Here is a 22,620-nt window from a genome sequence, read left to right on the forward strand (position 1 = left end):
CAGTCGGTCGACTGCCCGCCCTCGTCACGTTCGTCCGGCGTCCCGTGCGTCCGTCCGGATCCTCACCCGGCCCCGGACGACCGGCTCAGAACCCGCCGGTCTGCTCGTCGCGCCGGCGCTGCCAGCGCTGCTCCACCCGGTCCATCATCCCTGCCTTGCGGCGCGGGGCCGCGGCCGGCCCGGCGCCCTGGGTCTGTCCGGCGGGCCCACGGCGCCAGCCGGTCACGGCGAAGACGGCGCACCCCAGCATCACCAGGAACCCGACCACGCTGACCCAGATCTGATTGGGTACGACCATGCCGCCCATCAGCAGGCCGATGCCCACCACGAAGCCACCGACGGCCAGGTACACCCGGCGACGGGTGTAGGTGCGCAGACCGGTTCCCTCAAGCGCCGACGCGAATTTGGGATCTTCGGCATACAGCGCTCGCTCCATCTGGTCGAGCAGTCGCTGCTCGTGCTCCGAGAGCGGCACGGAGTCCTCCTACTCGTCGGTCGCGGGTGCGACCGGTCCGCCGCCCCGGTCGGGGAGGCACGTCCAATCAGCCTTCAGAACACGCGGTCGGACGCCTGTGCGGGGGCCCGGGTCCGTGTCGTCCATATGCCCCGCGCTTCCGGCTGTCATGCTTTCCGGCTTTACCCAGATCATACGGTCCACCGGCCGGTTCCGGAGCGGTCGACCACGCGTGGGCCCGGCCACTTCGGCGGCTCCCAGCTGCACAGTGCTCAACGCGGAGGCCGCCGGACAAGTGCCCGATCCGATGGAATGGGCCCGGACCTGGGGGGATCGTGAGGAGACGGTGAGGAGACGGCCGGGAGACGCGGCGGCGGTGCGCGGGCGAACGGCGGCGGACGGGCCGGTCAGGCCAGGGTGGCCAGCAGGTGGAGCTGGGTCGCCACGGCGTGGAACGCGGGCTGCCCGGCGGCCGCCTCCTCCAGCTTGAGCAGCGCCTCCATGGCACCCGGCTCGGTGTCCACCAGGACGCCGGGCACCAGGTCGGCGAAGACCCGGACCCCGTGCACGGCCTCGACCCGCAGGCCCGCCCCGACCGCCAGCCGGTCCAGCTCCTCGCCGGTGAAGCGGCGCGGCATCGGGTCGCTGTCGCCCCAGCGGCCGTCGTCGGCGGCCAGCACCGCTCGGGCCTCGGCGAAGTGGCCGCCGAGGGCCCGGGCGAGCACCGCACCGTTCCGGTTCGCGGCCAGCAGGCTCACGAAACCGCCCCGGCGCAGGGTGCCGGCCAGGCTGCCGAGGGCGTCCGCCGGGTCGTCCACGACCTCCAGCACGCCGTGGCAGAGCACCGCGTCGACGCTGCCGGGCGCGACCAGCTCGGGCAGCGTCTGGGTGTCGCCCTGCACGGCGCGGACCAGGTCGGTCACGCCGGCCTCGGCGGCCCGCCGCTCCAGCGCGAACAGCGCGTCCGGGCTCGGGTCGACCACGGTGACCCGGTGGCCGAGCCGGGCCACCGGCACCGCGAAGTTGCCGGTGCCGCCACCGGTGTCCACCACGTCCAGCACCGGCTGGTCCAGCTCGGCCGCCCGCTTCTCCAGGGCGGCCCGCACCACCTCCCACACCACGGCGGTACGCAGGGCACTGCGGGGACGCGTCGGGTACAAGGCGGGGCTCCTTGGCACGTGCAGATTCGATCAGGTTGCCTCCACCTTAGACCGAGCGGACGACGCGCCCGCGACGCCGGTCACCCGGCGTCACCCGGGTCGTCGGCACCGTCCAGCGGCAGGCGCGGGGCGGGCGGGGTCGGGTGCAGGCCGAGCAGCCGCTCGACCAGACGGAGGAAGAAGGCGGAGTTGCGGATCAGGTCGTCGGCGTCGCGGGCCGAGGCGGAACCCCGGATGCCGGCCTCGGCGGCGGCCCGGCGGCGGGCACCGGCCGCGAAGTACACCGCCCACTCGGCGAGTTCGGGCGCGACCTCGGGCAGCACCTCCCAGGCGCTGCGGATCGCCCGGCGGCGCCGGGGGTTCTTCTCGGGCCGCCCCCGGACGGCCAGCACCGCCGCGACGGTGCGCAGCGCCGCGAGGTGCGCGGCGGCGTACCGCTCCAGCGGGTCCTCCAGGGAACGGGAACGGGTCAGAGTCCGGTGGGCGTCGGCGAGCAGGTCGAGGGCGGCGGGCGGAGCGGAGACCCGGCGCAGCACCGGGTGCACGTCGGCGCCGGTGGCCGGCCCTTGGGCGGCGGGCCGGTCGGCGGCCGGTCGGTAGGCGGCGGAGTGGAGGCGGGCGGTGACGGGCTCAGGGTGGCTGATGGTCATGGTCTCCCCCGTTCCGAGGCAGCGCACGGACCGGGTGATCCGCGCTCCTCCATCGTGACCGGCACCACTGACAATCCGGCCGGAGCGCCGTCGCTGGCGCGGGTACCGAAGCGCCGTCCCCCACGGACGGCGCTTCGGAGCACCCCGGTCCCCCCGTTCGCCGCGGCCCCCGGCCGCGGCCTTCCGGCCCCGGTCCCCCCGCCGGTACGCCGGTCCCCCCTGGCCCGCTCCGCCGCCCCGTGCCGGCGGTGCGGGGCCTGCGACCGGCTCCGGTGCGGAGCTCGACGGCGCTTCCGCCGGTCCCCCGTGACCGGCGGACGACGCCCGTCCGCAGCTCCGGGGCGGGGCGCCCGACGCGCCGCCGTCCCGGTGCCACCACTCTCCCGTCTTCGCAGGTCGCAGGCCATCCGCGCAGCTACTCAACCCGGTACCTGAGTATCCGTACTCAGACCGCACTCGGACCTCCCGAGGCGGGAACCGCACACCCCGCCCGCGGCGTCCCGGTACGGTACGGCGAGCCGGGCCGATCCCGGCGGGCACTCCGAGGAGGAACGGATGACGATCGTTCCGCTGATCTTCACCAGCGGACTGGCGAGCGGGATCAACGCGTACGCGGTGGTGCTGCTGCTCGGTCTGCTCGGCCGGTTCGCGGGGGCCGACTCGGTGCCGCCCGCGCTGGAGCGCACCGACGTGCTGATCGCCGCGGGCGTGCTGTTCCTGCTGGAGGCGGTGGCCGACAAGATCCCTTACGTGGACAGCCTCTGGGACGTCGCCCACACCGCGATCCGGCCGGTCGCGGGTGCCACCGTGGGCGCGCTGATCGCCTCCGCCGATCCGGGCTCGCTGAGCGAGGTCGCGGCGGGCGCGATGGGCGGCACAGCCGCGCTGGTCAGCCATCTGGTGAAGGCCTCGCTGCGGATGGCGGTCAACACCTCGCCGGAGCCGGCCAGCAACATCGTGGTCTCGCTGGCCGAGGACGTGTCGGTGGCCGGACTGGTCACACTGGCGATCTTCCACCCCTGGCTGGCCGCCTCGATCGCCACCGTCCTGCTGCTGATCGGCCTGCTGCTGGTCTGGTTCGCGGTCAACCGGATCCGGGCCTTCCGGGCCCGGCGGCGGGAACGGAGGGCCGCCCGCGCCGCCGCGGCCGGACGCCCGGTGGTGGAGGAGCCCGTCCAGGGGACCCGGAGCGGGCCCTAGGATCGGACGCATGGCACGGATCGTCATCATCGGCGCAGGTATGAGCGGGCTCGCGGCGGCCTCCCGGCTGGCGACCCTCGGGCACAGGGTGACGGTCTGCGAGGCGCGCGGCACGTACGGTGGGATGGTCGGCCGCTACGAGCGCGACGGCTTCGCCTTCGACACCGGCCCGGGTCTGCTCACCCTCCCCGCCGTCTACCGCGACCTCGCGCTGAAGACCGGCAGGGAGCCGCTGGAGGAACTGGTCGAGCTGGGCCCGGTCGACCCGGAGAGCCGTCACCTGTTCGCCGACGGCACCGCGCTGTCGCTGCCCAACGCGTCCCGGGGCGGCGTGGTCCGGGCCCTCGACGAGGCCTTCGGCCCGGGCGCCGGCGAGCGCTGGGCAACGGTGCTCAACCACGGCCGGACGGTCTGGGAGGCCACCCGCCGCCCGCTGCTGGAGGAGCCCCTCCCCGCCGACCCCCGGCCGCTGCACACCGACCCGTACCCGGTGCCGGGGGCCGACCGGCGCGGCCTGTTCGGCCGGCTGCGCGGCCGCCGGCCGTGGACGCTGGCCGACGTCGCCGCCGAGCAGCTGGGCGGGCACCCGGCCCTGACCGCCCTGCTGCACGAGCACGCGCTGCGCTTCGGGCTCGACCCGCGCAGCGCCCCCGCCGGGGCCACCGTGCTGCCGTACATGGAGCAGTCCTTCGGCGTCTGGTACGTCCGGGGCGGCCTGCGCGCGCTGGCCGACGCCTTCTACCGGCGGTGCGAGCAGCGCAAGGTGGAGTTCCGCTTCGAGACGCCGGTCACCAAGGTGGACACCCGGGACGGCCGGGTCTGCGGTGTGCAGACCAAGGGCGACCGGATCGACGCAGACCTGGTGGTCTCCTCGATCGACACCCGGGTGCTGCACACCCAGTGGATGGGCCCGGCCGACTCCTCGGACGAATGGCCGGCCTCCGCCGGGCGGCTGCACGGCGTGCCCGGACGGGTCAGCGTGCTGCTCGCGCTGCGCGGCGCCCGCCCGGCCGGTACCGCGCACCGCACGGTGGTGCACGCCGGTGACCCGGCCGCCGAGCTGGCCGGCATCTTCTCCCCGGGCGCCCCGCTGCCGGACCGCCCGACCGTCCAGGTCCTGCGGCCGGACGACCCGTCGTTGCGTCCGGAGGGCCACGAGAGCGTCGTGCTCACCGCGACCACGCCCTCGCTGGACCTCGACTGGGGGACGCCCGGCACCGCCGACGCCTTCGCCGACCGGATGCTCGACCAGGCCGACGCGGCCGGGCTCGGCCTGCGCGAGCGGGTGCTCTGGCGGGTGGTCCGCACCCCCGAGCACACCGAGCGCGACGCCGGTTCCTTCTTCGGCTCCGTGCCGCCGCCCGCGCTCGCCGGCTTCGGCGGCGACCTGCTCCAGGCCCCGAACGAGGACTACCCCGGCCTCTACCTCACCGGCGGCGCCGCCCACCCCGGCGGCGGCCTGGCCCGCGTCGGCATGTCCGCCTGCATCGTGGCCAACCTCGTCGGCCCCGCCTGAGCCGGACGGTCGGAGCGGGCCGCCGAGCGGGATCCGGTTCCGGGATCCCGGAATCAGCCCTGCTGCTGCCAGGTGGTTTGCTGCGGGTAGCCGTACTGGTCGTACTGCGGCTGCTGCGGGATACCGTGCCGGCCCTGGCCCTGATCGTGGCCCTGCCCCTGGTCGGGCTGGGCCTGCTGGTGGTCCACGTGCTGGTGCCCGGGCTGGGGGTGCCACTGCTGCTGGTCGTAGCCGTACGGGTCGGGCTGCTGGACGCCCTGCTGCTGGTAGGTGCCGTACGGATCCGGCTGCTGGACGCCCTGCTGCTGGTAGGTGCCGTACGGGTCGGGCTGCTGCACGGCCTGCTGCTGGTAGGTGCCGTAGCCCTGGTCGTACGCGAAGGCGGGCTGCTGCGGGGTCTGCCACTGCTGCTGGGCGTTCTGGTCCCACGCCGTCTGCTGCTGGTCGTACCCCGTCCCGTAGGCCTCGGCGTACGGGTCGGCCTGAGGGACGGCCTGGAGCAGCTCGGTCTGCTGCTGCTCGTAGTAGGCGGGCGCGTAGACGCCGTCCGTCGCCAGCTCCTGCATCGCGAAGGCAGCGGTCTGCTCGACGGCCGGTGTGTCCTCGGCCGCCGGGGCCGGCTCCGGGGCCTCCTCGACGACGCTCACCTCGCCGACCCGCTCCGCCGCGACCACGGCGGCCGCGGCCGCCGCACCGCCGGTCAGCGCGCCGAGCATGGGCACCTTGGCCAGCGGGCCGGGCAGGCCGCCGTCGGCCGTGCGGAGCGACCAGCCGGCCGCGTACCCGCGCTTCACCGAGAGGGTGACGAAGGTCTGGCCGACCGCGAACATCGCCGCGCCCCCGCCGATCACCGGGACGGATCCCATCGCCATCCCGACGGCCACCCCGAGGAAGCCGGCGAGGGCCAGGCCGCGCCAGTGCAGCGGCGCCCGGTTCTGCAGCAGCAGCTCGGCGACCAGCCAGAGCGCCACCACCGCCAACGCGCCGTACAGCAGCAGGTATCCGATCCCCATCCCGCCCGGTACCTCCAGTCGCGTGCCCGCGCGCGCCGCGCGTGTGCGGCGACTGTACCGGTTCAACGGCCCGGGTACCGCATCGCGTTCCCGGCCGCTCGGGCCCGGCTCCCGGCCTGCCCCGGACCGCCTGCGGACGGGCCGCAGAAGGGCGGAAAGCGGGCCGGGCAGGGCCGGACATGAGCCGCCGACAAGGCTCCGGCGCAGCTCAGCGCCGGTGCAGGCCGAGGTTCTGGTAGATCTCCAGGGTGGCCGTCGAGTGGTTCAGCGTGATGAAGTGCAGCCCGGGGACGCCCTCCGCCAGCAGCCGCTCGGACATCGCGGTGGCGTGCTCCATGCCGACCTCGCGCAGCGCCGCCGGGTCGTCGATCACGGCCCGCAGCCGGGCCTCCAGGTCGACCGGGAAGGCCGAACCGCTCAGCTCGGGGAACCGCTCCAGCTGCTTGGCGTTGGTGACCGGCATGATCTCCGGGATGATCGGCGCCTCGCAGCCGGCGGCCGTCACCCGGTCGCGCAGCCGCAGGTAGTCGTCGACCTCGAAGAACATCTGGGTGATCGCGTAGTCGGCCCCGGAGCGGATCTTCGCCACGAAGTGCCGGATGTCCTCGTCCCAGTCGGTCGACCGCGGGTGCATGTTCGGCGAGGCCGCCACGCCGACGCAGAAGTCGCCGATGCCCTTGATCAGCTCGACCAGCTCGTAGGCGTAGGTGACGCCCTGCGGGTGGTTGACCCACTCGCCGGTCGGGTCACCGGGCGGGTCGCCGCGCACCGCGAGGACGTTCCGCACGCCCTGGTCGGCGTACTGGCCGATGATGTTGCGCAGCTCGGCGATCGAGTGGTCGACGGCGGTCAGGTGGGCGACCGGGGTCAGCGTGGTCTCGGTGGCGATCCGGCCGACCATGTTGACGGTGCGCTCGCGCGAGGAGCCGCCCGCGCCGTAGGTCATGCAGACGAAGTTGGGGTCGAGCGGTTCGAGCCGCCGGATGGCGTCCCAGAGTTTCTGCTCGCCGGCCTCGGTGCGCGGTGGCATGAACTCGAAGGAGAAGGACCGCTTGCCGGCTGCCAGGAGTTCGCGGACCGTCAGCGCGCGGTCCGGTCTGGTGGAAGCGATACCTAGTGCCATGCTGGCAGGTTAGCCGCCGGGCGGAGGGCGCGGACAACTCGGTCCCAGATTTTGAGACAACAGGTGGACGGCGTTCCGGTTCCCCGCCACTGCCGTTCACCCGGGCGGCCGAGGCTCGTCCGTACAGTTGTTCCTGCCCGCCCGGATACCCTGGCTGAACCCCAGCGACCTCCGGAGTCCCATCGTGACCTCGTCCCGCCAGCGGCCGGCCAACCCCATTGACGTGGAGGACGTGCGCGAGCGTGTCAACGCCGCCCTCGCCGGCTTCATGGGCGGCCAGTCGGCCCTGCTCGGCAAGATCTCCCCACAGCTGGGGCCGGTCGCCGACGCGCTCCGCGACTTCCTGCTGGACGGCGGCAAGCGGCTGCGCCCGGCGTTCTGCTACTGGGGCTGGCGCGGCGCCGGCGGCCCGGCGGCGAGCAGCGGGATCGACCGGGCGGCGGCGGCCCTGGAGCTGCTCCAGGCCAGCGCGCTGGTCCACGACGACCTGATGGACCGCAGCGACACCCGGCGCGGTCTGCCCTCGGTGCACCGCCGGTTCGAGGCGCTCCACCGCGAGCACGGCTGGCGCGGCGACCGCGAGCAGTACGGCGCCTCGGCGGCGGTGCTGCTCGGCGACCTGCTGCTGATCTGGTGCGACGAGCTGTTCCTGCACTCGGGCCTGGAACCGGCCGCGGTGCTGGCCGCCAAGCCGATGTTCGACCTGATGCGCACCGAGGTGATGGTCGGCCAGTACCTGGACGTGCTGGAGCCGGTCGCCGGGGACTCCGCCGACGAGGGCGCGCTGGACCGGGCGCAGACCGTCCTGCACTACAAGTCGGCCAAGTACACGATCGAGCGGCCGCTGCAGGTCGGCGCGCTACTGGCGGGCGCCCCGCCTGAGCTGGTCGAGGCGTACGGGGCGTTCGGACTGCCGCTGGGCGAGGCGTTCCAGCTGCGGGACGACCTGCTCGGCGTCTTCGGCGACCCCGCGGTCACCGGCAAGCCGGCCGGGGACGACCTGCGCGAGGGCAAGCGGACGCTGCTGGTGGCGCACGCCATGCGGGGCCTGTCGGCCGCCGACGCCCGGCACCTGGACGAGCGGCTGGGCGCCCCCGACCTGGCCGCCCCGGAGGTCGCCGAGCTGCGCGGGCTGGTGGCCCGCTCCGGCGCGCCGGACGTGGTCGAGCAGCGGATCGAGGAGCTGATGCGGCAGTCGCTGGCCGCGCTGGCGGCGGCGCCGCTGGCGGACGAGCGGGCCCGCGAGGTGCTGCTGGCGCTGGCCGAGGCCGCCACCGTCCGCCAGTACTGACCGCGGACGGCGGAGGAGGCAGGCGGCCGGTCGGCCGTACCCCGGACGGCGGTCCCGGGCATGGGCCCCGGACCGGACGGCCGCCCAGCCGTCCGGCTTCGGCTAGACGGCGCGCAGCCGGCGGGCGAGCTCGGCGGCCGCGGCCCCCGGGTCGTCCGCGCCGGTGATCGCCCGGACCACCACGACCCGGCGGGCGCCCGCGGCCAGCACCTCGTCCAGGTTGCCCAGGTCGATGCCGCCGATGGCGAACCACGGCCGGTCGGTGGGCCGCCCGGCCGCGTACGAGACCAGGCCGAGGCCCGGCGCGTGGCGGCCCGGCTTGGTGGGGGTCGGCCAGACCGGCCCGGTGCAGAAGTAGTCCACGCCGGGCTCCGCGATCGCCGCGTCCACCTCGGACTCGGCGTGGCAGGACCGCCCGATCAGTACGTCGTCGCCGAGGATCGCGCGGGCGGCCGGCACCGGCAGGTCGTCCTGCCCGAGGTGCAGCACGTCCGGTCCGGCCGCATGGGCGACGTCGGCGCGGTCGTTGACGGCGAGCAGCGCGCCGTGCCGCCGGCAGGCGTCGGCGAAGACCTCCAGCGCCGCGAGTTCCTGCCTGGCCTCCAGGCCCTTGTCCCGCAGCTGGACGATGTCCACCCCGCCGGCCAGCGCCGCGTCGAGGAACTGGGCGAGGTCGCCCTGCTCACGGCGGGCGTCGGTGCACAGGTAGAGCCGGGCGTCGGCGAGACTCCGACGCCGGGTGTCGGCCGCCATCAGATCAGCATCGCCTGGGCGCGGCGCTTGACCTCGGTGCCGCGGTTCTCCTGCAGCGCCTGGATCGGGCTGCCGGGGAGCGACGGGTCCTCGGTGAAGAGCCACTCCAGGATCTCCACGTCGTTGTAGCCGCAGTCACGCAGCACGGTCAGCGTTCCGGACAGGTGCTTGACCAGCCCGGTGCCGTCGATGAACGCGGCCGGGACCTGCAGCGACCTGTTCGGGCCGCGGCGCACGGCGATCAGTCCGCCGTGCTTGACCATGTCACGCACCTCGGTGACCCGGACCCCCCATTGCTCCGAGATGTCGGGCAGGTACATCCAGTCGGTGACCAGGGCTTCAATCTTGCTTTCGATCTCACTCACGTCACCAGACTGCCACCTCCGCGGCCCGCCGCGCACCAATCGGCCCCGCGGACTACCCGGCGACGGCCGACTTCAGCGGTACCGCGGGGTCCGCCGCACGGGCCCTGTCCAGCACCGCACCGCGTTCGACCAGCCGTCGGCCCTGGGTCAGATCACGCGGGCGGTCGACGGCGAGCAGCGCGCGCAGGGCGCCGTCGCGCAGCCAGAGCACCGACCAGTCCGGCCCGTCCGGCGAACCGCGCCAGAGCAGTTCGTCGCCCTCGGCGTGCCGCCCGGCGTACTGCGCCCTGCGGCCGAACTGCTCGGACCAGAAGTACTGCACCGGGTCGTACGGCGGCGCGTCCGTGCCGAGCACCGAGGCCGCCGCCGCCGTGGCGGACTGCAGCGCGTGGTCCCAGTGCTGGACGGCCAGGCGGACGCCGGAGCGCGCCGAGGGGTAGCTGACGCAGTCGCCGGCCGCGAAGACGCGGGGCAGGCCGGTGCGCAGCCGCTCGTCCACCAGGACGGCGCCGGCCGCGTCCAGCTCCACGCCGGAGCCGGCCAGCCAGCCGGTCGCCGGGCGGGCCCCGACGCCGACCACCACCTCGTCGGCCGGCAGGTGCGAGCCGTCCGCGAGCAGCACCGCGCCCGGTTCGACGGCGGCGACCCCCACGCCGCAGCGCAGCTCGACCCCCGCCTCGGCGTACCAGCCGGCCATCACCCGGCCGATCTCGGTGGGCAGGGCGCCGGGGACGGGGGCCGGGCCCGCCTCGACGACGGTCACCTCGCAGCCGGCGGCCCGGGCGGCGGTGGCCACCTCGGCGCCGATCCAGCCCGCGCCGACCAGCACCAGGCGCAGGCCCGGGCGGAGCAGGGCGCGCAGGGCGAGCGCGTCGTCCACGGTGTGCAGCAGGTGGGCCCGCTCGGCGCCGGGCAGGGCGCGCGGTTCGGCGCCGGTGGCGATCACCAGCGAGCCGTAGGGCAGGTCGCCGGCGTCGGTGTGCAGCACGCCGGGGGTGAGGCCGGTGGCCCGGCGGCCGGTGAGGAGCTCGACGTCCAGCTGCCCGAAGTCGAGGTCGAGGGCGGTGGTGTCGGCCTTGCCGAGCAGCACGTCCTTGGAGAGCGGCGGCCGGTCGTACGGCGCGTGCGGTTCCGCGCCGACCAGCACGATCCGCCCCTGCCAGCCGTCGCGCCGCAGCACCAGGGCGCACTGGGCCCCCGCCAGCCCCGCGCCGACCACGACCACCTGATCCGTCCGGTCCGCCCCGCTCTTGTCCGCCACGCCCGTCACTGTACCCAGCCCGGCCCCGGGCCCTCCGGTCCGGTCCGGGCGGCCCGCCCGGGGCCCGTTCCGCCCCTCGTACGCGCCTTCAACGGCCGCACCCCCCGGAGTTATGGTGGGGGCACCATCACGGGAGCCCGGCGTACCGGGCTGAGAGGCGGGCTGGAACGGCCTGCGACCGTCCGAACCTGATCCGGGTCATACCGGCGAAGGGAGAGCAGCGACTTTGACACGCTTGGCGAAAGGCGCCCATGCCGACGTGCTGGTGATAGGCGGCGGCGTCATCGGACTCGCGGTCGCCTGGCGGGCGGCCCAGCGCGGGCTCCGCGTGGTCGTGGCCGACCCGGCGCACGGCGGCGGCGCCGCCCAGGTCGCGGCCGGGATGCTCGCCCCGGTCACCGAGCTCCAGTACGGCGAGGAGCCGCTGCTGCGCCTCGGCATGGCCTCCAACGAGCGCTACGCGGCCTTCGCCGCCGAGCTCACCGAGGCGAGCGGCGGCCAGGACACCGGCTACCGGCAGTGCGGCACGATCGCGGTCGCCCTGGACTCCGACGACCGCGCGGAACTGCGCGAACTGCACGACTTCCACCGCAGGCTCGGCCTGGACTCGCAGTGGCTCACCGGCCGCGAGGCCCGCCGGCTGGAGCCGATGCTCGCCCCGGGCGTCCGCGGCGGCCTGCACGTCACCGACGACCACCAGGTGGACGGCCGCCGGCTCGCCGGGGCCCTGGTGCGCGCCTGCGAGCGCGCAGGCGTGCTCCTGCACCGCGCCGAGGCCGTCGGACTGCTGGTCGAGCACGACCGCGCCGTCGGCGCCCGGCTGTCCACCGGCAAAAGCGTCACCGCCGACCAGGTCGTCCTCGCCGCCGGCTCCCGCAGCCACCTGCTGCCGGGGCTGCCGGAGGGCGTGCTGCCGGCGATCCGCCCGGTCAAGGGCCAGATCCTGCGGCTGCTGGTCCCCGCGGCGTACCGGCCGTTCCTCTCCCGCAACGTCCGCGCGGTGGTCCGCGGACAGCACCTCTACCTGGTGCCGCGGGAGAACGGCGAGCTGGTGATCGGCGCCACCAGCGAGGAGCAGGGGTACGACACCACGGTCACCGCCGGCGGCGTGTACGAGCTGCTCCGCGACGCCCACGAGCTGGTCCCCGGCATCACCGAGCTGCCGCTGACCGAGACCGCCGCCGGTCTGCGCCCGGGCTCGCCCGACAACGCGCCGCTGCTCGGCCCGACCGCGCTGCCCGGCCTGGTCGCGGCCACCGGTCACTACCGCAACGGGGTGCTGCTCACCCCGGTCACCGGCGACCTGCTCGCCGAGTATCTGGCCACCGGCGTGACGCCGGACCTCGCCGAGCCGTTCTCCCCCGCCCGCTTCACGAAGGTCCCCGCATGAGCGACATCACCCTGCACGTCAACGGCGAGCCCCGGACGGTCGCCGCCCCGACCACCCTCGCCGAGGTGGTGGCCACGCTCAGCCGGGCCCACTCCGGGGTCGCCGCCGCGCTGAACGAGACCGTGGTGCCACGCACCGACTGGCCGCGCACGGAGCTCTCCGCCGGCGACCGGATCGAGATCCTCACCGCCGTCCAGGGAGGCTGACATGGCCGACGACGCCTTCACCATCGCCGGTACCGCCTTCGGCTCGCGCCTGATCATGGGCACCGGCGGCGCCCCCAGCCTGGAGGTCCTGGAGCAGGCGCTGCGGGTCTCGGGCACCGAGCTGACCACGGTGGCGATGCGCCGGGTCAACGCCGCCACCCAGGGCTCGGTCCTCGACGTGCTGACCCGCAACGGCATCCGCGTGCTGCCCAACACCGCGGGCTGCTTCACCGCCGGCGAGGCCGTGCTGACGGCCCGGCTGGCCCGCGAGGCGCTCGGCACCGACTGGGTGAAGCTGGAGGTGATCGCCGACGAGCGGACCCTCCTGCCGGACCCGATCGAACTGCTGGACGCCGCCGAGATCCTGGTCGACGACGGCTTCACCGTCCTGCCGTACACCAACGACGACCCGGTGCTGGCCCGGAAGCTGGAGGACGTCGGCTGCGCGGCGATCATGCCGCTCGGCTCGCCGATCGGCTCCGGCCTGGGGATCCGCAACCCGCACAACTTCCAGCTGATCGTGGAGAGCGCGGGCGTCCCGGTGATCCTGGACGCCGGCGCCGGCACCGCCTCCGACGTGGCGCTCGCGATGGAGCTGGGCTGCGCGGCCGTGATGCTCGCCTCCGCCGTCACCCGCGCCCAGGACCCGGTGCTGATGGCCGACGCGATGCGGCACGCCGCCGAGGCCGGCCGGCTGGCCTACCGGGCCGGCCGGATCCCGCGCCGCTTCCACGCCGAGGCCTCCTCGGCGATGGCCGGCCGGGCCGAGCTGGACACCCGCGAGCACCCGGCGTTCTGACCCGGCGTTCCGACCCGGCCCCGGCACCGGCGCCGCCGCACGGTGTCACGAACCGGGCACAGACCGGCCCCGGGAGCGGTGCCTCCCGGGGCCGGCCGGGGCCCAAGCCCTAGACTCGCCGGGTGGACATGGCACTGCGCGACCCCCTGATCGGTACCCTGCTCGACGGCCGGTACCTGGTCGAGCGGCGCATCGCGGCCGGCGGCATGTCCACCGTCTACCAGGGCACCGACAGCCGGCTCGACCGGGTCGTGGCGCTCAAGGTGATGCACCCCACGCTCGCCGGCGACACCGCCTTCACGACCCGGTTCATCCGCGAGGCCAAGGCCGTCGCCCGGCTCGCCCACCCGAACGTGGTCAACGTCTTCGACCAGGGCGCGGACGGCGGAAACGTTTTCCTCGCCATGGAGTACGTCCCCGGCGGCACCCTCCGCGACCTGCTGCGCGACCGCGGCGCGCTCTCCATCAGGGCCGCGCTGGACATCCTGGAGCCGGTGCTCGCCGCGCTCGGCGCCGCCCACCGGGCCGGCCTGGTCCACCGCGACGTCAAGCCCGAGAACGTGCTGATCACCGACGACGGCCTGGTCAAGGTCGCCGACTTCGGACTGGTCCGGGTGCTGAACACCGCCGACGGCGCCTCCACCGCCGCGACCGCCGGCACCGTGCTCGGCACCGTCTCCTACCTGGCGCCCGAACAGATCCGACCGGGCGACGAGACCGACCAGCGGGTGGACGTCTACGCGGCCGGCATCCTGCTCTACGAGATGCTCACCGGACACCGCCCGCACACCGGCGAGAACCCCGTCCAGGTGATGTACCGCCACCTGCACGAGGACGTTCCGGCCCCCTCCGCCGACGTGCCCGGCGTCGGCCCCGGGCTGGACGCGATAGTGGCCGGCGCCTGCGCCCGCGACCGCGCGGCCCGCCCCCACGACGCGGTCGAGCTGCTCGCCGCCCTCCAGCGGGTGCGCCGCACGCTCACCCCGGACCAGCTGGACGCCGAACCGCCCGCCTCCACCCGGCCCAGCCCGCAGTACCCGACCGCCGAGCCCACCTCGGTGATCGCCGCCGGCCGCCCGGTCGAGCGGACCAGCGTGCTGGACGTGCCGCCGGACGTGATGGAGCAGCTGCTCGCCGAGCCGCGCCCGTACGACGAGCCGCCGCCGGTCCGTTCCCGCCGGGCCCCCGGCCGGCTGCGCCGCCTCCCCCGCCGGCCGCTGATCTGGACGGCCGTGCTGACCGCCCTGGTGCTGCTGGTCGGCGGCACCACGTACGCGCTCTCCGGCGCGCTGTACGGCACCGTGCCGGGGGTGCTCGGCAAGGACCGGGCCGAGGCCCAGCGGATCCTGGACGGCGCCGACATGCACGGCCGGTTCACCGAGGTGTACAGCGAGACCGTGCCGTCGGGGCTGGTGATCTCCACCGACCCGGGCGTCGGCGCGCGGGCCCGGAAGAGCGACACCGTGACGGTCACGGTGTCCCGGGGGCCGAAGCGGATCGCGGTGCCCGAGCTGGCGGGCAAGCCGTCCGCGCAGGCGTCCTCGGCGCTGGCCGGTGCGCAGCTGGCCGCCGGGACGGTGACCGAGACGCACAGCGACACCGTCCCGGAGGGATCGGTGATCAGCAGTTCACCGGCGGCCGGGCAGCAGGTCCCGGAGAACACGCCGGTCTCGCTGGTGGTCAGCAAGGGCATGGTGGCCGTCCCGGACGTGGCCGGGATGTCGAAGGAGGCGGCCGAGAAGGCGCTCCAGGCCGCCGGGTTCGCCATGCAGAGCAGCGGGGTGAACCTGTTCGGCACCGGCAAGGTCTCCGGCCAGTCGCCGGCCGCCGGGGAGCGCCGTCCTCAGCGCACCGTGGTCACGGTCACGTTCCCGTTCCTCTAGCCGGCCGCGGCCGGCCGGGCCGCCCGCGCGGTCAGCGCAGTGGCCCGTCGCCCGGCTCCTCCTGGTGGGAGTAGCGCTGCTCCTGCCAGGGGTCGGCCAGGTTGTGGTAGCCGCGTTCCTCCCAGAAGCCCCGCCGGTCGGCCCGCATGTACTCGACCGCGCGGACCCATTTGGGCCCCTTCCAGGCGTACCGGCCGGGGACGACCAGCCGGACCGGGAAGCCGTGCTCGGCGGTGAGGGCCTCACCGTTGCGGTGGGTCGCGAGGATCGTCGCCGGGTCGGCGAAGTCGGCGAGCCGCAGGTTGGCGCTGTAGCCGTACTCGGCCCAGACCATGACGTGGCTGACGTCCTCGGCCGGCGGTGCCAGCTCCAGCAGGACGGAGGCCGACACGCCCGTCCACTCGCTGTCGAGCACGGAGAATTTGGTGACGCAGTGGAGGTCCGCACGGACGGTGGTGCGGGGCAGTGCGGTGAACCCGTCGAAGTCCCAGCTGTGCTTCTCCGCCGAGGCGGTCGCACCGAACACCTGGAGGTCCCACGTCAGCGGCTTGAAGCGGGGCACCGGACCGTAGTGCAGCGCAGGCCAGCCGCGTCGGGCGCGCTGGCCCGGGGGGAGCCTCGGGTCAGACGGCGGCGGCGGTTCTTGTTCGGACTGACCCATGGATCCCATGGTGACAGACGGCGGACGGCGCCCGGCGCGCGCCCCTTTCCAGGCCCGCACGCCCCGCCCGTACGGGTCAACGGACAAGCAAATCGGATATTCCGACACATGTCCTAGTGAGTGTGAACTTACTGGAATTTCCTCCCGCGACGGTGCCAGGATGCGTGCAGCCGGAGGGTACGGCCGAGGTTTCCCGGACGCACAGAGGAAGGCAGCGCCATGAAGGGCGACGCAGAAGTCATCGAGTTCCTGAACGAGCAGCTCACCGCCGAGCTGACCGCAATCAACCAGTACTTTCTGCACGCCAAGATGCAGGAGAACTTCGGCTGGACGAAGCTCGCGAAGTACACCCGGCACGAGTCGTTCGACGAGATGAAGCACGCCGAGGTCCTCACCGACCGGATCCTCTTCCTGGACGGCCTGCCCAACTACCAGCGGCTCTTCCACGTCCGGATCGGTCAGACGGTCAAGGAGATGTTCGAGGCCGACCGCCAGGTCGAAGTCGAGGCGATCGACCGGCTGAAGCGCGGGATCGTGGTGATGCGGGCCAAGAACGACGTCACCTCGGCCAACATCTTCGAGTCCATCCTGGCGGACGAGGAGCACCACATCGACTACCTCGACACCCAGCTCGAACTGCTGGAGAGGCTCGGGGAGGCGCTGTACCTCGCCCAGCTGATCGAGCAGCCGGAGTCCTGAGTCCCGGCTCAGGCCGCGCGCAGCGGAGCCATCGGGCCCGCCGGAGCGACCGCCGGCTCGTCGGGCGCCTCCGGGTCGGCGAGCCCCAGCCTGACGGCGAGCCGGGCGGTGGGGCAGGGCCGTGCACCGTGCTCGCCGAGCAGGGCCTGGATCCGGCGGACGCAGGAGCCGCAGTCGGTGCCCGCCTTGCAGCCCTTGGCGATCTGGCGCGGCGTGTTGGCGCCCGCGTCGATCTCCTTCTTCACCTGGGCCTCGGTGACCGCATGGCACATGCACACGTACATCGCGGTCTCTCCCGGGGGTGAAGCGGAATGGATCTTGACTAAGGATTGCCTTAGCTCACTAAGCCTCACCTTACCCGGCGATCCGGGTGCGAAAAAGCCCCTCCGGACTCGGGAGTCCCGAATCCGGAGGGGCTTTCGTCACATCGTCCGCGCGGTGCGCCGCTCGACGGCGGCCCGGGCGGCCCGGGGCGGACGCTCAGTTCCCGCCGCGGTACATCTCGGCCACCAGGAACGCCAGGTCCAGCGACTGGCTGCGGTTGAGCCGCGGGTCGCAGGCCGTCTCGTAGCGCTGGTGCAGGTCGTCGACCAGCACCTCGTCGCCGCCACCGACGCACTCGGTGACGTCGTCGCCGGTCAGCTCCACGTGGATGCCGCCCGGGTGGGTGCCGAGCGCGCGGTGCACCTCGAAGAAGCCCTTGACCTCGTCGAGCACGTCGTCGAAGCTGCGGGTCTTGTGGCCGCTGGACGCCTCGAAGGTGTTGCCGTGCATCGGGTCGCAGATCCAGACCGGCTGGGCGCCGGAGGCGGTGACCTTCTCCACCAGGGTGGGCAGGTGGTCGCGGACCTTGCCCGCGCCCATCCGGGTGATGAAGGTGAGCCGGCCGGGCTCACGCTCCGGGTCGAGCCGCTCGATCAGGGTGAGCGCCTCGTCGACCGAGGTGGTCGGGCCGAGCTTCACGCCGATCGGGTTGCGCACCTTCGAGGCGAACTCGATGTGCGCGTGGTCCAGCTGGCGGGTGCGCTCGCCGATCCAGACCATGTGGCCGGAGACGTCGTACAGATCGCCGGTCCGGGAGTCCACCCGGGTCATCGCGGTCTCGTAGTCGAGGATCAGAGCCTCGTGCGAGGAGAAGAACTCGACGGTCTTGAACTCCTCCGGCGCCACGCCGCAGGCGTTCATGAAGGCCAGCGCGTTGTCGATCTCGCGGGCGAGCTGCTCGTAACGCTGGCCGGCCGGCGAGTTGCGCACGAAGTCCTGGTTCCAGGCGTGCACCTGGCGCAGGTCCGCGTAGCCGCCGGTGGTGAAGGCGCGCACCAGGTTGAGCGTCGCCGCGGAGGCGTTGTACATCCGCTTCAGGCGCTCCGGGTCCGGGATCCGGGACTCCGGGGTGAAGTCGAAGCCGTTCACCGAGTCACCGCGGTAGACCGGCAGGGTGACGCCGTCGCGGGTCTCGGTCGACTTGGAGCGCGGCTTGGAGTACTGGCCGGCGATGCGGCCGACCTTCACCACCGGGACGGAGGCCGCGTACGTCAGCACGGCCGCCATCTGGAGCAGCGTCTTCAGCTTGTTGCGGATGTGTTCGGCCGAGACGCCGTCGAAGGCCTCGGCACAGTCGCCGCCCTGAAGGAGGAACGCCTCACCTCGGGCCACGGCACCGAGCCGGGCGCGCAGCTGGTCGCACTCACCGGCGAAGACGAGCGGCGGATACGAGGCGAGCTCGGCAAGGGTCTTGCGCAGAGCCTCTTGGTCCGGCCATTCAGGCTGCTGCGCCGCGGGCAGGGACTGCCAGGAGTGGCCAATCCGGGATGTCTCAGTCGTCACGGTCACACGGCCAAGGCTACGGGGTGCGCCGACCGTTTTGTGACCACTGCCCGAGGGGTGAGACATCCGCCGGACAAATTTCCGGTGATCCTCCTCACCCGGCCACCCGTGCCATCCGCTAGGCTCGATCCCGTGAACGCACCGCGCACCTCCTCCTGGTGGTGGGCCGACCCCCTGGGTGGCCCACGTATCGCGCGTTCCTAGACGAACACGACGGCCGCCCCTCGGGGCGGCCGTCGGCGTTTCAGCGGACGACCCTCCCGGGAGCGGATTCCAGCACCGCAACCGACCCGGAAGGAACGCCGCACCGTGACCAGCGCCGCCGATCTCCTCGCCCGTCTCACCGGCCCCGACGCACCGGCCTTCGCCCTGCTGCACCGCCGCACCCCCCGCACCGCCCCGGACACCGTCGAGGTCCTGCTCGGCACCGTCGGCCGGTACGACCGGCTGGCCGACCTGCCGGTCCGCCACGGCGTCCCCGCCGACGGCCCCGTCCACGACCTGCTCGCGCTGGTCCCCTACCGGCAGATCCGCGAACGCGGCTTCGAGGCGCACGACGACGACACCCCGCTCCAGGCGCTCTCGGTCACCGAGCAGTACGCCGTACCGCTGGCCGACCTGGCCGACGCCCTCCCCCGGTCCCCCGTCACCCTCACCGGCGGCGCCTTCGACATCGCCGACGACGAGTACGCCACGATCGTCCGCCGGGTGATCGAGGACGAGATCGGACGCGGCGAGGGCGCCAACTTCGTCATCAGGCGCGACTTCACCGCCACGCTGGAGGACTTCTCCCCCGCTCTGGCGCTCACCCTCTTCGGCCGTCTGCTGGAGCAGGAGCGCGGCGCCTACTGGACCTTCCTGGTCCACACCGGCGAACGCGTCCTGGTCGGCGCCTCGCCCGAGGTGCACGTCCGGCAGAGCGGCGGGACGGTCGTGATGAACCCCATCTCCGGCACCTACCGCTACCCGGCCGCCGGCGCCGACCTCGACTCGCTGCTCACCTTCCTCCACGACGCCAAGGAGCTGGAGGAGCTGACCATGGTGGTCGACGAGGAGCTCAAGATGATGTGCACCGTCGGCGACCTCGGCGGTCAGGTCCTCGGCCCCCGGCTCAAGGAGATGTCCCACCTCGCGCACACCGAGTACGAGCTGCGCGGCCGCACCTCGCTGGACGTCCGCGAGGTGCTCAAGGAGACCATGTTCGCCGCCACCGTCACCGGCAGCCCGGTGCAGAACGCGACCCGGGTGATCCGCCGGTACGAGCGCGGCGGGCGCGGCTACTACTCCGGCGCGCTCGCCCTGATCGGCCGCTCCGCCAGCGGCGGCCAGCTGCTCGACTCACCGATCTGCATCCGCGCCGCCGACATCGACCCGGCCACCGGCCGCCTCGCCGTCCGGGTCGGCGCGACCCTCGTCCGGCACTCCGACCCCGACTCCGAGGTCGCCGAGACCCACGCCAAGGCGGCCGGGGTGCTCACCGCGATCGGCGCCCGCCCCGCCCCCTCCCGGCGCCCGGGCCCGACGGGCCCGCGGCTCGGCGACGACCACCGCGTCCAGGCCGCGCTGGACGCCCGGCGCGCCGGGCTGGCCCCGTTCTGGCTGCGGATGCAGCAGCCCGCACAGGTCACCGAGGAGCTGGAGACCCTGGTGGTCGACGGCGAGGACACCTTCACCGCCATGCTGGCCCACCTACTGACCTCGCTCGGCCACCGGGTCACCGTGGTCCGGTACGACGAACCCGGCCTGCGCGCGCGGGTCGCCGCCCACCCCGGCCCGCTGGTGCTCGGCCCCGGCCCCGGCGACCCGGCCTCCGACGACGACCCGAAGATGGCCGTGCTGCGCCCGATCGTCACCGACGCGCTCGCCGCCGTCCGGGCCGGCCGGCGGACCGCGCCGCTGCTCGCCGTCTGCCTCAGCCACCAGCTGCTGTCGGCCGCGCTCGGCCTGCCGCTGGCCCGCAAGGACGTGCCCTACCAGGGGGCCCAGGAGACCGTCGACCTCTTCGGGACCAGGCGGACGGTCGGCTTCTACAACACCTTCACCGCCCGCTGCTCGGCCGAGGACGCGGCCCGGCTGGCCGCCGAGGGCGTGGAGGTCTCCCGCGACCCGCTGACCGGGGACGTGCACGCGCTGCGCGGACCGGGCTTCGCCGGGCTCCAGTTCCACCCGGAGTCGGTGCTCACCCGGGAGGGCGTGGGGATCGTCGCCGGGCTGCTGCGCGACGCGTCGGCCGTCACCCGCTGACCCCGCCCCGGGCGGGGTCCCGCCGCAGCGCGCCCCCGCCCGGTCCGCACGCGGCCGCCGCACGCCCCGTCACGCCCCGTCAGGCTCCGGGCGCCGGGTCAGATCTCGTCGTCCAGCCCCTGCTCGATCGCGTACCGGACCAGCTCGACCCGGTTGTGCAACTGGAGCTTGCCCAGGGTGTTCTGGACGTGGTTCTGCACCGTGCGGTGGGAGAGCACCAGCCGGTCGGCGATCTGCCGGTAGGACAGGCCCTTGGCGACCAGTCGCAGCACCTCGGTCTCCCGGGCGGTGAGCTGCGGAACGGCGGGAGCCGTCGGGGCGGCCGGCTCGGCGGCCAGCCGGCGGAACTCCCCCAGCACCAGCCCGGCCAGGCCCGGGGTGAAGACCGCGTCGCCGACGGCGGTGCGGCGCACCGCGTCCAGCAGTTCCTCCCGCCCGGCCGACTTGACGAGGTAGCCGGTCGCGCCGGACTTCACCGCCTCCAGCACGTCCGCGTGCTCGCCGCTCGCGGAGAGCACCAGGACCCGCACCGTCGGATCCTGGGCGACCACCTGACGGCAGGCCTCGGCGCCGGACAGTCCGGGCAGGTTGAGGTCGAGCACCACCACCTGCGGGGAGCAGGCGCGGGCCCGGCGGACGGCCTCCTCGCCGTCACCGGCGGTGGCCACCACGTCGAAGCCGGACTCGGCGAGATCGCGGGAGACGGCGTCGCGCCACATCGGGTGGTCGTCCACCACCATGACCCGCACCGGCCGGTCGGCCGGCTGCGGGTCGGTCGGTCGGTCGTTCATGGTCGGCACCCTCTCAGGGCAGGTTGCACGGACGGGCGGAAGGTCTTCCGGAGGCCGCGGGAGCCACCCCGGGACCGGGCGCGCGGCGCTCTCACCGGACGCCGTGCGGAACGTCCCGCACACCGCTGCGCGGGACACGGAGCTCGACCTCGACGCCCTCCCCCGGCGACGAGTACAGCTCGGCCGTGCCGCCGAGGTCCAGCAGCCGGCCGCGGATCGACTGGGAGACGCCGAGCCGCCCGGCCCGCTCCGCCTCACCGAGCCGACCGGGCGCGAAGCCCGGGCCGTCGTCGCGGATCGACACCGTGACGGCCTCCGGCTCGTCCTCGACCAGGATCCAGGCGCCGGCCCCGGGCCCCGCGTGCCGGCGGACGTTGTCCACCGCGGCCCCGACGGCGGCGGCCAGCTCGCCGGCGGCAGCGGCGGGCAGCAGCACCGGTGTGCCGGGCGCCGAGAGGGTCACCCGCTCGCCCGCGTAGGGGGTGAGCAGGTCGCGCAGGTCCTGCGGCTGCGCCGGCTCGCGCTGGGCGGGCAGCGGACCGCCGCTCATCAGCGTGCGCAGGGCGCGTTCCTGCTCCCCCGCCAGCCGGCCGAGCTCGGTGAAGTCGGCGCCCCCGCCGGACTGTTCGGCGCCCCGGCGCTGGACGAGGGCGAGCACCTGGAGCACCCCGTCGTGGATGTCCCGGGAGAGCCGCTCGCGCTCCCGGGTGGCCGCCTCGACCTGGAGCGCCCGGGTGAGGGTCGCCTCGCTGGCCCGGGCCAGTTCGATGACGTAGCCGATCGCGCAGCCGGCCACCATGAGCAGCACGATGTTGTGGATGTTGTCGCCGGTCGGGCCCCCGTGGCCGAGGATGTTGGCCACCCCGATCACCGAACCGGCCGCCGCCGCCCAGCGCCAGCCGCCGCGGCCGGCGAAGCCGAGCACCGTGCCGGCCGCCCAGATGGTCGGCAGGGTGGGCGCACCGTGGCTGATCCGGGACGGCGCGTCGGTCAGCCCGCTCATCACGATGCCGGTGACGGCGAGCGTCAGGTCGGTGCCGAGCACGTACCAGGTGCAGCGCAGCGGGCCGGAGAAGGCGCGGGTGGAGGCCAGCGTCCAGAGGGTCAGCGCCCCGAGGTAGATCCAGCCGGCGACGGGGTGCAGGAACTCCAGGTAGGAGTTGAAGTACCGGATCAGGGCGTAGGCGAGTGCCAGCACCCGGAAGTAGGAGATCGCCCGCCAGAGCGGGTGTTCGACGGACATGCCGCCGGCCGCCACGGCCCCGCCGACCGCCCCGGTTCTGCCGTCGTCCGTCATCCCCGCTGTCCTCCCCCGACGCCCGGCCGGTGCCCTG

22 protein-coding genes and 1 riboswitch are annotated in these 22,620 nt (G+C 74.3%); of the genes, 9 read left to right on the plus strand and 13 right to left on the minus strand.

Features of this window, described 5'->3' with window-relative positions:
- Positions 1-85: 85 nt before the first annotated feature.
- The 3 genes from PUR61_RS27705 to PUR61_RS27715 all read right to left on the minus strand — a co-directional run bounded on the left by PUR61_RS27705 (position 86) and on the right by PUR61_RS27715 (position 2,264).
- Positions 86-475 carry a DUF3040 domain-containing protein gene (locus PUR61_RS27705; RefSeq protein ID WP_329882157.1) on the minus strand — a complete coding sequence of 130 codons (390 nt, stop codon included), beginning with the start codon at positions 473-475 and terminating at the stop codon, positions 86-88.
- 386 nt (positions 476-861) lie between these two features.
- Positions 862-1,614, minus strand: coding sequence for a methyltransferase domain-containing protein (locus tag PUR61_RS27710; RefSeq protein ID WP_329882158.1), 753 nt, complete (start codon positions 1,612-1,614; stop codon positions 862-864).
- 80 nt (positions 1,615-1,694) lie between these two features.
- On the minus strand, positions 1,695-2,264 hold the full coding sequence (locus tag PUR61_RS27715) for an SAV_6107 family HEPN domain-containing protein (RefSeq protein WP_329882159.1): 570 nt from the start codon (positions 2,262-2,264) through the stop codon (positions 1,695-1,697).
- A gap of 555 nt (positions 2,265-2,819) precedes the next feature.
- On the opposite strand from PUR61_RS27715, the gene PUR61_RS27720 reads away from it, so the two are divergent.
- On the plus strand, positions 2,820-3,464 hold the full coding sequence (locus tag PUR61_RS27720) for a DUF4126 domain-containing protein (RefSeq protein WP_329882160.1): 645 nt from the start codon (positions 2,820-2,822) through the stop codon (positions 3,462-3,464).
- A 10-nt stretch (positions 3,465-3,474) separates the two neighbouring features.
- The gene (locus PUR61_RS27725; RefSeq protein WP_329882161.1) at positions 3,475-4,980 is read left to right on the plus strand and encodes a phytoene desaturase family protein; all 1,506 of its coding nucleotides are present in this window, start codon (positions 3,475-3,477) and stop codon (positions 4,978-4,980) included.
- Positions 4,981-5,033: 53 nt separating this feature from the next.
- Here PUR61_RS27725 and PUR61_RS27730 read toward each other — a convergent pair whose 3' ends face one another.
- Both PUR61_RS27730 and metF read right to left on the minus strand, forming a co-directional pair.
- Positions 5,034-5,993 carry a hypothetical protein gene (locus tag PUR61_RS27730; protein ID WP_329882162.1) on the minus strand — a complete coding sequence of 320 codons (960 nt, stop codon included), beginning with the start codon at positions 5,991-5,993 and terminating at the stop codon, positions 5,034-5,036.
- A gap of 208 nt (positions 5,994-6,201) precedes the next feature.
- On the minus strand, positions 6,202-7,116 hold the full coding sequence (gene metF / locus PUR61_RS27735; protein WP_329882163.1) for a methylenetetrahydrofolate reductase [NAD(P)H]: 915 nt from the start codon (positions 7,114-7,116) through the stop codon (positions 6,202-6,204).
- A 184-nt stretch (positions 7,117-7,300) separates the two neighbouring features.
- Between metF and PUR61_RS27740 the strand changes: the two genes are divergently transcribed.
- The gene (locus PUR61_RS27740; RefSeq protein ID WP_329882164.1) at positions 7,301-8,407 is read left to right on the plus strand and encodes a polyprenyl synthetase family protein; all 1,107 of its coding nucleotides are present in this window, start codon (positions 7,301-7,303) and stop codon (positions 8,405-8,407) included.
- Between the two features lie 102 nt (positions 8,408-8,509).
- On the opposite strand, the gene thiE is transcribed toward PUR61_RS27740, so the two are convergent.
- Genes thiE through PUR61_RS27755 form a run of 3 tightly spaced genes read right to left on the minus strand, consistent with a single transcriptional unit; the run spans position 8,510 to position 10,786 of the window.
- A complete protein-coding gene (gene thiE, locus PUR61_RS27745) occupies positions 8,510-9,160 on the minus strand; it encodes a thiamine phosphate synthase (RefSeq protein WP_329882165.1) in 651 nt (216 codons plus the stop codon).
- Complete coding sequence (locus PUR61_RS27750; protein WP_329882166.1) at positions 9,160-9,525, minus strand: Rv2175c family DNA-binding protein; 366 nt, start codon at positions 9,523-9,525, stop codon at positions 9,160-9,162. The genes thiE and PUR61_RS27750 overlap by 1 nt, the downstream gene beginning before the upstream one ends.
- A gap of 52 nt (positions 9,526-9,577) precedes the next feature.
- Positions 9,578-10,786 (minus strand): NAD(P)/FAD-dependent oxidoreductase, encoded by a 1,209-nt coding sequence (locus PUR61_RS27755; RefSeq protein ID WP_329882167.1) that lies wholly within the window; start codon positions 10,784-10,786, stop codon positions 9,578-9,580.
- A gap of 119 nt (positions 10,787-10,905) precedes the next feature.
- Positions 10,906-11,018: riboswitch (TPP riboswitch) on the plus strand.
- A gap of 3 nt (positions 11,019-11,021) precedes the next feature.
- On the opposite strand from PUR61_RS27755, the gene thiO reads away from it, so the two are divergent.
- The 4 genes from thiO (at position 11,022) to pknB (ending at position 15,064) form a co-directional block, all read left to right on the plus strand.
- On the plus strand, positions 11,022-12,176 hold the full coding sequence (gene thiO / locus PUR61_RS27760; RefSeq protein ID WP_329882168.1) for a glycine oxidase ThiO: 1,155 nt from the start codon (positions 11,022-11,024) through the stop codon (positions 12,174-12,176).
- The gene (thiS, locus tag PUR61_RS27765) at positions 12,173-12,382 is read left to right on the plus strand and encodes a sulfur carrier protein ThiS (protein ID WP_329882169.1); all 210 of its coding nucleotides are present in this window, start codon (positions 12,173-12,175) and stop codon (positions 12,380-12,382) included. Before thiO ends, thiS begins: the two co-directional genes overlap by 4 nt.
- Position 12,383: 1 nt before the next feature.
- Positions 12,384-13,181, plus strand: coding sequence for a thiazole synthase (locus tag PUR61_RS27770; protein ID WP_329882170.1), 798 nt, complete (start codon positions 12,384-12,386; stop codon positions 13,179-13,181).
- Positions 13,182-13,309: 128 nt separating this feature from the next.
- The gene (pknB, locus tag PUR61_RS27775) at positions 13,310-15,064 is read left to right on the plus strand and encodes a Stk1 family PASTA domain-containing Ser/Thr kinase (RefSeq protein ID WP_329882207.1); all 1,755 of its coding nucleotides are present in this window, start codon (positions 13,310-13,312) and stop codon (positions 15,062-15,064) included.
- Positions 15,065-15,095: 31 nt separating this feature from the next.
- Here the strand turns inward: pknB and PUR61_RS27780 are convergent, their stop codons facing one another.
- Positions 15,096-15,734, minus strand: a complete 639-nt coding sequence (locus PUR61_RS27780; protein ID WP_380353387.1) for a molybdopterin-dependent oxidoreductase — start codon at positions 15,732-15,734, stop codon at positions 15,096-15,098.
- A 210-nt stretch (positions 15,735-15,944) separates the two neighbouring features.
- Between PUR61_RS27780 and bfr the strand changes: the two genes are divergently transcribed.
- Positions 15,945-16,424 carry a bacterioferritin gene (gene bfr / locus PUR61_RS27785; protein ID WP_329882172.1) on the plus strand — a complete coding sequence of 160 codons (480 nt, stop codon included), beginning with the start codon at positions 15,945-15,947 and terminating at the stop codon, positions 16,422-16,424.
- A gap of 8 nt (positions 16,425-16,432) precedes the next feature.
- Here the strand turns inward: bfr and PUR61_RS27790 are convergent, their stop codons facing one another.
- Complete coding sequence (locus PUR61_RS27790) at positions 16,433-16,708, minus strand: (2Fe-2S)-binding protein (RefSeq protein WP_329882173.1); 276 nt, start codon at positions 16,706-16,708, stop codon at positions 16,433-16,435.
- Positions 16,709-16,904: 196 nt separating this feature from the next.
- Positions 16,905-18,317: a class II 3-deoxy-7-phosphoheptulonate synthase gene (locus PUR61_RS27795; RefSeq protein WP_443035244.1), complete on the minus strand. Its 1,413-nt coding sequence runs from the start codon at positions 18,315-18,317 to the stop codon at positions 16,905-16,907.
- A 243-nt stretch (positions 18,318-18,560) separates the two neighbouring features.
- Between PUR61_RS27795 and PUR61_RS27800 the strand changes: the two genes are divergently transcribed.
- Positions 18,561-20,495 carry an anthranilate synthase family protein gene (locus PUR61_RS27800; RefSeq protein ID WP_329882175.1) on the plus strand — a complete coding sequence of 645 codons (1,935 nt, stop codon included), beginning with the start codon at positions 18,561-18,563 and terminating at the stop codon, positions 20,493-20,495.
- A 98-nt stretch (positions 20,496-20,593) separates the two neighbouring features.
- Here PUR61_RS27800 and PUR61_RS27805 read toward each other — a convergent pair whose 3' ends face one another.
- Entirely contained in the window at positions 20,594-21,286 is a 693-nt protein-coding gene (locus PUR61_RS27805) for a response regulator transcription factor (protein ID WP_329882176.1), read from the minus strand.
- 91 nt (positions 21,287-21,377) lie between these two features.
- Positions 21,378-22,583: a MacS family sensor histidine kinase gene (gene macS / locus PUR61_RS27810; RefSeq protein ID WP_329882177.1), complete on the minus strand. Its 1,206-nt coding sequence runs from the start codon at positions 22,581-22,583 to the stop codon at positions 21,378-21,380.
- Between the last annotated feature and the right edge of the window lie 37 nt (positions 22,584-22,620).

The sequence above is a fragment of the Streptomyces sp. BE20 genome, from assembly GCF_036322525.1.
In the GTDB taxonomy this organism is placed as follows: Bacteria; Actinomycetota; Actinomycetes; order Streptomycetales; family Streptomycetaceae; genus Kitasatospora.

Excerpts from the sequence above, each read along its gene's own strand:
- PUR61_RS27715 (WP_329882159.1), bottom strand. The coding sequence starts at position 2,264 with ATGACCATCAGCCACCCTGAGCCCGTCACCGCCCGCCTCCACTCCGCC.
- PUR61_RS27720 (WP_329882160.1), top strand. The coding sequence starts at position 2,820 with ATGACGATCGTTCCGCTGATCTTCACCAGCGGACTGGCGAGCGGGATC.
- PUR61_RS27725 (WP_329882161.1), top strand. The coding sequence starts at position 3,475 with ATGGCACGGATCGTCATCATCGGCGCAGGTATGAGCGGGCTCGCGGCG.
- PUR61_RS27730 (WP_329882162.1), bottom strand. The coding sequence starts at position 5,993 with ATGGGGATCGGATACCTGCTGCTGTACGGCGCGTTGGCGGTGGTGGCG.
- metF (WP_329882163.1), bottom strand. The coding sequence starts at position 7,116 with ATGGCACTAGGTATCGCTTCCACCAGACCGGACCGCGCGCTGACGGTC.
- thiE (WP_329882165.1), bottom strand. The coding sequence starts at position 9,160 with ATGGCGGCCGACACCCGGCGTCGGAGTCTCGCCGACGCCCGGCTCTAC.
- thiS (WP_329882169.1), top strand. The coding sequence starts at position 12,173 with ATGAGCGACATCACCCTGCACGTCAACGGCGAGCCCCGGACGGTCGCC.
- PUR61_RS27770 (WP_329882170.1), top strand. The coding sequence starts at position 12,384 with ATGGCCGACGACGCCTTCACCATCGCCGGTACCGCCTTCGGCTCGCGC.
- pknB (WP_329882207.1), top strand. The coding sequence starts at position 13,310 with ATGGCACTGCGCGACCCCCTGATCGGTACCCTGCTCGACGGCCGGTAC.
- PUR61_RS27780 (WP_380353387.1), bottom strand. The coding sequence starts at position 15,734 with ATGGGATCCATGGGTCAGTCCGAACAAGAACCGCCGCCGCCGTCTGAC.
- bfr (WP_329882172.1), top strand. The coding sequence starts at position 15,945 with ATGAAGGGCGACGCAGAAGTCATCGAGTTCCTGAACGAGCAGCTCACC.
- PUR61_RS27790 (WP_329882173.1), bottom strand. The coding sequence starts at position 16,708 with ATGTACGTGTGCATGTGCCATGCGGTCACCGAGGCCCAGGTGAAGAAG.
- PUR61_RS27795 (WP_443035244.1), bottom strand. The coding sequence starts at position 18,317 with ATGTCTCACCCCTCGGGCAGTGGTCACAAAACGGTCGGCGCACCCCGT.
- PUR61_RS27805 (WP_329882176.1), bottom strand. The coding sequence starts at position 21,286 with ATGAACGACCGACCGACCGACCCGCAGCCGGCCGACCGGCCGGTGCGG.
- macS (WP_329882177.1), bottom strand. The coding sequence starts at position 22,583 with ATGACGGACGACGGCAGAACCGGGGCGGTCGGCGGGGCCGTGGCGGCC.